Origin of the sequence: Pseudomonas sp. NBRC 111127, assembly GCF_001320345.1 — a bacterium.
GTDB lineage: Bacteria > Pseudomonadota > Gammaproteobacteria > Pseudomonadales > Pseudomonadaceae > Aquipseudomonas > Aquipseudomonas juntendi.
In genome coordinates, this window is the sequence record NZ_BCBD01000194.1 from 1 (window position 1) to 9,901 (window position 9,901).

General features: G+C 61.2%; 9 protein-coding genes. 1 reads left to right on the plus strand and 8 read right to left on the minus strand.

All coding sequences use genetic code 11. From position 1 onward, the window contains the following. Window positions 1-515, minus strand: a 515-nt coding sequence (locus APH30_RS24300) for an efflux RND transporter periplasmic adaptor subunit (protein WP_156326642.1), incomplete at its 3' end; no start/stop codon positions are given. A gap of 314 nt (window positions 516-829) precedes the next feature. On the opposite strand from APH30_RS24300, the gene APH30_RS24305 reads away from it, so the two are divergent. Further along, complete coding sequence (locus APH30_RS24305) at window positions 830-1,285, plus strand: transposase (protein WP_054913988.1); 456 nt, start codon at window positions 830-832, stop codon at window positions 1,283-1,285. A gap of 106 nt (window positions 1,286-1,391) precedes the next feature. Here the strand turns inward: APH30_RS24305 and APH30_RS24310 are convergent, their stop codons facing one another. The 7 genes from APH30_RS24310 to APH30_RS24340 form a co-directional block, all read right to left on the minus strand. After that, window positions 1,392-2,285, minus strand: coding sequence for an ABC transporter permease subunit (locus tag APH30_RS24310; RefSeq protein WP_054905162.1), 894 nt, complete (start codon window positions 2,283-2,285; stop codon window positions 1,392-1,394). After that, window positions 2,282-3,202, minus strand: a complete 921-nt coding sequence (locus tag APH30_RS24315) for an ABC transporter permease subunit (protein WP_009681714.1) — start codon at window positions 3,200-3,202, stop codon at window positions 2,282-2,284. The genes APH30_RS24310 and APH30_RS24315 overlap by 4 nt, the downstream gene beginning before the upstream one ends. Further along, the gene (gene potA, locus APH30_RS24320) at window positions 3,199-4,341 is read right to left on the minus strand and encodes a polyamine ABC transporter ATP-binding protein (protein WP_009681715.1); all 1,143 of its coding nucleotides are present in this window, start codon (window positions 4,339-4,341) and stop codon (window positions 3,199-3,201) included. The genes APH30_RS24315 and potA overlap by 4 nt, the downstream gene beginning before the upstream one ends. A 71-nt stretch (window positions 4,342-4,412) precedes the next feature. Continuing rightward, entirely contained in the window at window positions 4,413-5,507 is a 1,095-nt protein-coding gene (locus APH30_RS24325; RefSeq protein ID WP_009681716.1) for a polyamine ABC transporter substrate-binding protein, read from the minus strand. Between the two features lie 159 nt (window positions 5,508-5,666). Next, window positions 5,667-6,764, minus strand: coding sequence for a polyamine ABC transporter substrate-binding protein (locus APH30_RS24330; protein WP_054913989.1), 1,098 nt, complete (start codon window positions 6,762-6,764; stop codon window positions 5,667-5,669). A 169-nt stretch (window positions 6,765-6,933) separates the two neighbouring features. Further along, on the minus strand, window positions 6,934-8,295 hold the full coding sequence (locus APH30_RS24335) for an aspartate aminotransferase family protein (RefSeq protein ID WP_054913990.1): 1,362 nt from the start codon (window positions 8,293-8,295) through the stop codon (window positions 6,934-6,936). Window positions 8,296-8,343: 48 nt separating this feature from the next. After that, complete coding sequence (locus tag APH30_RS24340) at window positions 8,344-9,702, minus strand: glutamine synthetase family protein (protein ID WP_009681719.1); 1,359 nt, start codon at window positions 9,700-9,702, stop codon at window positions 8,344-8,346. Window positions 9,703-9,901: the final 199 nt, after the last annotated feature.

Sequence of the window (9,901 nt, forward strand, 5' to 3'; positions counted from 1 at the left end):
TCGGAGACCAGCGCGGTGTAGCCGAGTTGTTCATTGGCACTGGCCAGTTGCGCCTGGGCCGCCTTGAGCGCGCTCTGGTTGCTGCGCAGCGCCGCTTCGGCGGCATCGTATTCGCTTTTGCTGGTATAGCCCTTGGGCAGCAGTTTTTGCTGACGCACGAAGGCCGCGCGGGTCTGGGTGACCCGCGCCTGCGCGGCAAACACCTCGGCCTTGGCCGAATTCACGTTGTTCTGCAGGTCTTTCGGATCCAGGCGTGCGAGCACCTGGTTGGCCTTGACGTGGTCACCCACATCGACGCTGCGCGAAATGATCTTGCCCCCCACACGGAACGACAGGTCCGTCTGCACCCGCGCCTGTACATCGCCGGTCAGGGTGACCCTGGCGGCGAAATCGGTGGGTTGAACCTGCTGCACGCCCACCCGCGGCAATGTTTCAGGCACCTCTTCCTTGCTACACCCGGCGAGCATGCACAGCAGCCCCAGGCAAACGACCGACAGCGGACGTATCAACGTCATGCAGGCTCCTTGCTTGCGCACAAATGGTTTGTGGGATGCGACTGTCAGCGTAGTTCAGGGTTCGATAAACATCACTGACGGGGGTCAGTTCGGCAGTTTCGGCGCTTGCGCCGGCCTCTTCGCGGGCACGCCCGCTCCCACCGGAAAAGCGCAAGTCTCAGGGCCTGCGCTTTTCCTGTGGGAGCGGGCAAGCCCGCGAAAGGGCCGGCACAGCCAAGCACATGCTTCAGTTATATCCGGAAACCACCAACCACCCAGCCACCCCGCTTCAGCCACTACTTTCAAAGGGAGGTTCAATTTCAAGGAAGATCACAATGCCGTTAGCCGAATCCCATCTGCTGCGCCGTGGGCGCTTTTCCGAGCCAGGCAGGCTTTACATGCTGACCACCAAAACTCACCTGCGGCGGCCACTGTTCAATGACTTCGACCACGCTCGCCTGGTGGTCAGACACCTGCGGGTATCCGATGGCATCGAGGACTGCCGGTCATTGGCCTGGGTAGTGATGCCCGACCATCTGCATTGGTTGATCGAACTGAAGGACGTGGCATTGGCGACACTGATGCGCAAATTCAAATCACGCACAGCCATTGCCTTGCGCAAGGCAGGTGTCAGGCACAAGCCGATATGGCAACCGGGGTACCACGACCATGCACTGCGACGGGAAGAGAATGTGGTGCATGTGGCCCGGTACATCGTTGCCAATCCCTTGAGGGCAGGCTTGGTCCGGAGTGTCAGGGATTATCCACACTGGGATGCGGTATGGCTTTGAATCGGTGCTGGGGCCTTCGCGGGCTCGCCCGCTCCCACAGGTACAGCGCAGGCCTTGAGACTTGCGCTGTACCTGTGGGAGCGGGCAAGCCCGCGAAAAGGCCGGATCAGGCCGAAGCCGCCACTTGCGTCGGGCGCTTGACCTGCGGCTGTGAAGCGTTCGCTGCTGCACCCTCTTCGATCGCCTGCTGAATCGCCCGGCGGCGGTTCTCTTCGGCACGGCGGCTGAAGAACCAGACAAAGAAGGTCACCAGCGACACCGACAGCAGAATCAGGCTGGCCACGGCGTTGATCTCGGGCTTCACACCCAGGCGCACCGCCGAGAACACTTCCATCGGCAAGGTGGTCGAGCCAGGCCCGGAAACGAAGCTGGCCAATACCAGGTCGTCCAGCGACAGCGCGAACGACATCATGCCCCCCGCCGCCAGCGATGGCGCGATCATCGGGATGGTGATCAGGAAGAACACCTTCCACGGCTTGGCACCCAGGTCCATCGCCGCTTCCTCGATCGACAAGTCCAGCTCACGCAGGCGCGCCGACACCACCACCGCCACATACGCGGCGCAGAACGTGGTATGCGCGATCCAGATGGTGACGATGCCGCGCTCCTGCGGCCAGCCGATCATTTGCGCCATGGCCACGAACAGCAGCAACAGCGACAGGCCGGTGATCACCTCGGGCATTACCAACGGTGCGGTGACCAGGCCGCCGAACAGCGTGCGGCCCTTGAAGCGGGTGACGCGGGTCAGCACGAACGCGGCCAGGGTACCCAGCGCCACCGCTGCCACCGCCGTGTAGCAGGCAATTTCCAGCGAGCGCATCACCGAACCCATCAGTTGGGTGTTGTCGAGCAGGCCGACATACCACTTCACCGACCAGCCGCCCCACACCGTCACCAGCTTGGAGGCGTTGAACGAGTAGATCACCAGGATCAGCATCGGCAGGTAGATGAACAGCAAGCCCAGCACCAGCATCAGCTTGGAGAAACTGAAGCGTTTCATGCGCGGCCCTCCATCTCTTTGGCCTGGCTACGGTTGAACAGCAGGATGGGCACGATCAGGATCGCCAGCATCACTACCGCCAGGGCAGAGGCCACCGGCCAGTCACGGTTGTTGAAGAACTCTTGCCACAGCACCTTGCCGATCATCAGGGTTTCCGGGCCGCCGAGCAGCTCGGGGATGACGAACTCGCCCACCACCGGGATGAACACCAGCATGCAGCCGGCGATGATGCCGTTCTTCGACAGCGGCACGGTGATCTTCCAGAAGCTGTTGAAGGTACTCGAACCCAGGTCCGAAGCGGCCTCCAGCAGCGACGGGTCGTGCTTTACCAGGTTGGCGAACAGCGGCAGGATCATGAACGGCAGGTACGAATAGACCACGCCGATGTACACCGCCAGGTTGGTGTTGAGGATCTGCAACGGCTGGTCGATCAGCCCCGTCCACATCAGGAAGCCATTGAGCAGCCCGTTGTTGCTGAGAATGCCCATCCAGGCGTAGACGCGGATCAGGATCGCCGTCCAGGTCGGCATCATGATCAACAACAGCAGCACCGTCTGCGTTTCCTTCTTGGCGTTGGCAATGGCGTAGGCCATCGGGTAGCCGATCAGCAGGCACAGCAGGGTGCTGAAGAACGCCATTTTCAGCGAACCCAGGTAAGCGGAAATATACAGCTCATCCTCGGTCAGCAAGCCGTAGTTGGCCAGGTTCAGGACCAGCTGGATCTTGTCTTCGACGTAGGTGTAGATCTCGGTGTAGGGCGGGATCGCCACGTCGGCTTCGGCGAAGCTGATCTTCAGCACGATGAAGAACGGCAGCATGAAGAACAGGAACAGCCAGATGAACGGCACGCCGATCACCAGGTGCCGCCCCTCCGGGGTTATGCGCTGGAAGGCTCGCTTGAGCTTGCGCAGTTTCATGACCGCAGTACCACGCCGCTATCATCTTCCCACCACACATACACTTCATCGCCCCAGGTCGGCCGCGCGCCTTGGCGCTCGGCGTTGGCGACGAACGACTGGACCACCTTGCCGCTGGGCAGCTCGACGTAGAACACCGAGTGGCCACCCAGGTAGGCGATATCGTGCACCTTGCCACGCGACCAGTTGTGCTCGAACTCCGGCTGCTTGGTGGTCACCAGCAGTTTCTCCGGGCGCAGGGCATAGGTGATGTGCTTGTCTTCCACCGAGGTGGTGATGCCGTGGCCAACGTAGATCTTGCGCTCCAGTTCCGGGCTGGCAATGATCGCGTAGCCCTCGGCGTCGTCGACCACATCGCCTTCGAACAGGTTGACGTTGCCGATGAACTCACACACCAGGCGGCTGGTAGGCGTTTCGTAGATATCGACCGGCGAGCCGATCTGGGCAATCCAGCCCAGGTGCATGATGGCGATGCGCTGGGCCATGGTCATGGCCTCTTCCTGGTCGTGGGTCACCATCACGCAGGTCACCCCCACGCGCTCGATGATCTCGACCAGTTCCAGCTGCATCTGCGAGCGCAGTTTCTTGTCCAGCGCACCCATAGGCTCGTCAAGCAGCAGCAGCTTCGGGCGCTTGGCCAGCGAGCGGGCCAGGGCCACGCGCTGGCGCTGGCCGCCAGACAGCTGGTGCGGCTTGCGCTTGGCGTACTGGGTCATGTGCACCAGCTTGAGCATCTCGGCCACGCGGGCGTCGATCTCGGCCTTGGGCATTTTGTCCTGCTGCAGGCCGAAGGCGATGTTCTGCGCCACGCTCATGTGCGGGAACAAGGCGTACGACTGGAACATCATGTTGATCGGCCGCTCGTACGGCGGCATGTCGGTGATGTCGACGCCATCGAGGTAGATCCGCCCTTCGGTCGGGCGTTCGAAGCCTGCCAGCATGCGCAGCAAGGTGGACTTGCCGGAACCGGAGCCACCGAGCAGGGCGAAGATCTCGCCCTTGCGGATTTCCAGGGACACATCGTCCACGGCTACGGTTTCGTCGAATTTTTTCGTGACCCGGTCGATCTTGACCAGCACCTGCTTGGGTTGCTGGCCACCCTCGAGGGCTTTTTTATAGGCACCGGAGGCAACTGCCATGAGTGAAACTCCCAACAAGATTTTTGTGCCCGCGCGGCCTGCCTGGCAGGCGCCGGCGCGGGTCTGGATTGTTACTTGCCCGACTTGACCTTGGTCCAGCTGCGGGTCATCAGCCGTTGCACCTTGGGTGGCAACTCTGAATTGACGAACATCTTGTCCAGCACTTCCTGCGGTGGGTAAACCGCGGCGTCAGTCCTCACGGCCTGGTCCATCAGGTCGCCAGCCTTGGGGTTCGGGTTGGCGTAACCGACGTAATCACTGACCTGGGCGATAACCTCAGGTTTCAGCAAATAGTTGATGAAGGCATGCGCCTCTTTGACGTTCTTGGCGTCCTTGGGAATCGCCAGTACATCGAACCAGAGGTTGCCGCCTTCCTTGGGAATGGCGTAAGCCAGGTTCACGCCCTTCTTCGCTTCTTCAGCGCGGGCCTTGGCCTGGAAAACATCACCCGAGAAGCCCGCCGCGACGCAGATGTCGCCATTGGCCAGGTCGGTGATGTACTTGGACGAATGGAAGTAGGTCACGTAAGGGCGCACGGCCAGCAGCTTCTGTTCGGCCTTGGCGTAATCCTTGGGGTTGGTACTGTTGGGGTTCAGGCCCATGTAGTTGAGCACCGCCGGGAGCATTTCGTCCGCCGAGTCGAGGAAGGCTACCCCGCACTTGGACAGCTTCTTCATGTTCTCGGGCTCGAACAGCACGGCCCACGAGTCGATGGTGTCCACGCCTAGCGCGGCTTTCACCTTGTCGACGTTGTAGCCGATGCCGTTGGTGCCCCACAGGTAGGGCACCGCGTACTGGTTGCCCGGGTCGTTCTTTTCCAGGCGCTTCATCAGCGCCGGGTCGAGGTTCGAATAGTTGGGCAGCAGGCTCTTGTCGAGCTTCTGGAACGCGCCCGCCTTGATCTGCTTGCCGAGGAAATGGTTGGACGGCACGACCACGTCGTAGCCGGTATTACCGGCCAGCAGCTTGCCTTCCAGGGTTTCGTTGGAGTCGAACACATCCTGCACGGGCTTGATGCCCGTGGCTTTCTCGAAGTCCGCGAGTGTGGTCGGGCCGATGTAGTCGGACCAGTTATAGAAGTGCACCGTTGGCGCCGCTTGGACGCTGCATGCCAGCGTCAGGCCCGCGCCGGCCAGCAAGGCCTTGCGGAATACAGAAATAGACAAGTGGGTGGTCCTCACAATCAGTGCCTGGGTAGCGACAATGCTGCCGCACACGCAAAACCGGCGCGCAACTTACCTTCGCAGCTTCGATGCCGCAATGAACAATTGCCTTTCAAAGCCTCTGGGCCGGCATTTACCGGCCCGGAGGTACTGCCACCGGGCTTATTTGCCCGATTTGATCTTGGTCCAGCTGCGGGTGATCACACGCTGTACCGAAGCATCAGGCGCGGCGATCGCGTACAGCTTTTTCTTCACGTCGGCAGGCGGGTAGATGCTCGGGTCGCTGGTGATGTCTTTGTCGACCAACGGGGTCGCGGCCTGGTTACCGTTCGGGAAGCGCACGGCGTTGGTGATTTCAGCCATGATTTCCGGCTGCATCAGGAAGTTCATGAACTGGTAGGCAGCGTCTTTATGCTCGGCATCCTTGGGGATGGCGACCATGTCGTAGAAGGTACCGGCGCCTTCTTTCGGAATCACGTAGTCCACTTTGACCTTGTCGCCGGCTTCATGGGCACGGGCCTTGGACTGCTCCAGGTCACCCGAGTAGCCAACGGCCACGCAGATGTTGCCGTTGGCCATGTCGCCAATGTACTTGGACGAGTGGAAGTAGGTGATCGAAGGGCGGATCTTGAGGAACAGGTCCTCGGCGGCCTTCAGGTCATCCTTCTTGGTGCTGTCGGTCGGCAGGCCCAGGTAGTGCAGCGCGGCCGGCAGCATTTCGGTCGGCGCGTCGAGGAAGCTTACGCCGCAGCTTTTGAGCTTGGCGATGTTCTCTGGCTTGAACACCACGTCCCACGAGTCGATCTTGTCCACACCCAGCGCGGCCTTGACCTTCTCGGGGTTGTAGCCGATGCCGATCGAGCCCCACATGTACGGGAAGGCGTGCTTGTTGCCCTTGTCACTGGCATCGCCCACGGCCTTGAGCAGGTCGGTGTCGAGGTTTTTCCAGTTCGGCAGCTTGGAGCGGTCCAGCTCTTCGTACACGCCGGCCTTGATCTGCTTGGCCAGGAAGTTGTTGGACGGCACCACGATGTCGTAGCCCGACTTGCCAGCCAGCAGCTTGGCCTCGAGGGTTTCGTTGCTGTCGAAGACGTCGTACTTGACCTTGATGCCTGTCTGTTTCTCGAACTTGGCGATGGTGTCCGGAGCGATGTAGTCCGACCAGTTGTAGACGTTCAACACCTTGTCTTCAGCCTGAACAGCGGAGGCCATGGCGCCCATCAGGGCGGCGGCCAGCAACGTCTTGCCCATTTTCTTCATGCGTAATGCTCCAGAATTTTTGTTTAGCCTTCCGTTCAGCTGCCAGAACCCACGGTGCAGAGCGTGCGGCGACTGAAACAGTCGCTAGTCTGGCAAGTTACCGGGCCCTGTATCAAGGAAAGCAGGGCCTGGTAACGACTTAATGTCACTTCGCTAGCCTAGCAAACGCTCACCGAATCGCTTCGAGTGTCAGGTCCAGGCATTTGCGCGCCTTTTCTACCAGCTCATCAATCTCTGCATGGCTGATCACCAGCGGCGGCGCGATGATCATGGTGTCACCCACAGCGCGCATGATCAGGCCGTTTTCGAAACAGAAGTTGCGGCAGATCATGCCCACACCCTTGCCTTCGTAACGGCTGCGGGTGGCCTTGTCCTTGACCAGCTCGATCGCGCCGAGCAGGCCCAGGCCGCGTACCTCGCCCACCAGCGGGTGGTCCTGCAGCTCACGCAAACGCTTTTGCAAATACGGTGCCGCTTCCGTGCGCGCCTTCTCGACGATGTGCTCGTCGCGCAGGATGCGCAGGTTTTCCAGGCCTACGGCGGCGGCCACCGGGTGGCCCGAATAGGTGAAACCGTGGTTGAAGTCACCCCCTTCGCTGATGACCTTGGCCACGGTGTCCCGCACGATCACCCCGCCCATGGGGATGTACCCGGAGGTCAGGCCCTTGGCGATGGTCATCAGGTCGGGCTGCAGCCCGTAGTAGTCGGAACCGAACCACTCGCCGGTCCGGCCGAAACCGCAGATCACTTCGTCGGCGACGAACAGGATGTCGTAACGGGCCAGAATCTCCTTCACCTTCGGCCAGTAGGTCTCAGGCGGGATGATCACGCCGCCGGCCCCCTGGATGGGCTCGGCGATGAACGCGGCAACGTTGTCCTCGCCGACCTCCAGAATTTTCTGCTCCAGCTGTTCGGCAGCCCACACCCCGAATTCGTCCGCCGTCATGTCGCCGCCTTCGCCGAACCAGTACGGCTGCGGGATGTGCACGATGCCCGGAATCGGCAGGCCACCCTGCTCGTGCATGCCGCTCATGCCACCCAGGCTCGCGCCGGCGACGGTCGAACCGTGGTAACCGTTGATGCGGCTGATGATGGTCTGCTTCTGCGGCTTGCCCTGCAGCGCCCAGTAATGGCGGACCATACGCAGCACCGTGTCGTTGCCCTCGGAGCCGGAGCCGGTGAAGAACACATGGGTCATGCCTTGCGGCGCCACCTCGGTGATCGCCTTGGCCAGCTCCAGCGCCGGCGGGTGGGCGGTCTGGAAGAACAGGTTGTAGTACGGCAGTTCACGCATCTGCTTCTCTGCCGCCTGCACCAGCTCTTCGCGGCCATAGCCGACGGCAACGCACCACAGGCCGGCCATGCCATCGAGAATCTTGTGCCCCTCGCTGTCCCACAAATGCACACCCTGGGCCTTGGTGATGATGCGTGGCCCCTTCTCTTTCAGCTGCTTGTAGTCGCTGAAAGGTGCCAGGTGATGCTCCCCGCTCAGGGCTTGCCATTCACGGGTTTGCGGGTTGTTGACGCTCATGGGCTTCTCCGTAGTTCGGCCGCCGCGCACCTGCGGCGCCAGGGTTGATCAGACAGCAAACAGCAGGAACTCACGCTCCCAGGAGCTGATTACACGTTTGAAGTTCTCGTGCTCGGCGCGCTTGGTGGCGACATAGCCGGTAATGAATTTCTTGCCCAGGTACTGCACCAGCGCACGGCTGTTCTCCATGCGCTCCAGGGCATCTTCGATGGTCAGCGGCAGGCGCAGGTTGCGCCGTTCGTAACCACGGCCCTGCACCGGCGCACTGGCTTCGATACCTTCGACCATGCCGATGTAGCCACACAGCAGGCTGGCGGCGATGGCCAGGTAGGGGTTGGCGTCAGCGCCCGGCAGGCGGTTCTCGACCCGGCGGCTCTGCGGGCCGGCATCCGGTACACGCAAACCGACGGTGCGGTTTTCTTCGCCCCACTCCACGTTGACCGGCGCCGATGTGTCGGGCAGGAAGCGGCGGAAGGAATTGACGTTGGGGGCGAACAGCGGCAGCGCCTCGGGGATGAACTTCTGCAAGCCGCCAATGTGGTGCAGGAACAGTTCGCTCATGCTGCCATCTGCATTGCTGAAGATGTTCTTGCCCGTGGCCACGTCGACCACGCTCTGGTGCAGGTGCATGGCACTGCCCGGCTCGCCGGTCATCGGCTTGGCCATGAAGGTGGCCGCCACGTTGTGCTTGAGCGCTGCTTCGCGCATGGTGCGCTTGAACACCAGGATCTGGTCGGCCAGGTGCAGGGCGTCGCCATGACGGAAGTTGATTTCCATCTGCGCCGTGCCGTCTTCGTGGATCAGCGTGTCGAGGTCCAGTTGCTGCAGCTCGCACCAGTCGTACACGTCTTCGAACAACGGGTCGAATTCGTTCGCCGCTTCGATAGAAAACGACTGTCGGCCGGTTTCCGGGCGACCGGAACGGCCTACCGGCGGTTGCAGCGGGAAGTCCGGGTCTTCACTGCGCTTGGTGAGGTAAAACTCCATTTCCGGCGCGACGATCGGCTGCCAGCCTTTGTCGGCGTAGAGCTTGAGCACTTTTTTCAGCACGTTGCGCGGCGACAGTTCGACCGGGTTGCCCTTCTTGTCGTAGGTATCGTGGATTACCTGCGCGGTGGGCTCGATGGCCCACGGCACGAGGAACACGGCGTTCTCGTCAGGGCGGCAGATCATGTCGATGTCGGCCGGGTCGAGCAATTCGTAATAGATGTCGTCGTCGACGTAGTCGCCGGTCACGGTCTGCAGCAGCACGCTCTCGGGCAGGCGCATGCCCTTTTCGGCGATGAATTTGTTGGTAGGCGAAATCTTGCCGCGTGTGATGCCGGTCAGGTCACTGATCATGCATTCGACTTCGGTGATCTTGTGCTCTTTCAACCAATCGGTGAGCTGGTCGAGGTTGTTACTCATAAATACCTCAGGAGGTAAGGTGGTCCGCGACTTGATTCTGGATGGAGAAGATTGCTAAAGCAAAAACCCCCGCGCAGAGCCACAGTGGATACACTGAAATCAGCTGTGTCCGAAATGAGTTCAAAAGGCAGGAAGATGAAACGAAGGGCGGCAAGCCGCTGCGAGGGCAGGTCCGGGAACGCCAAACGTCAATTATTGC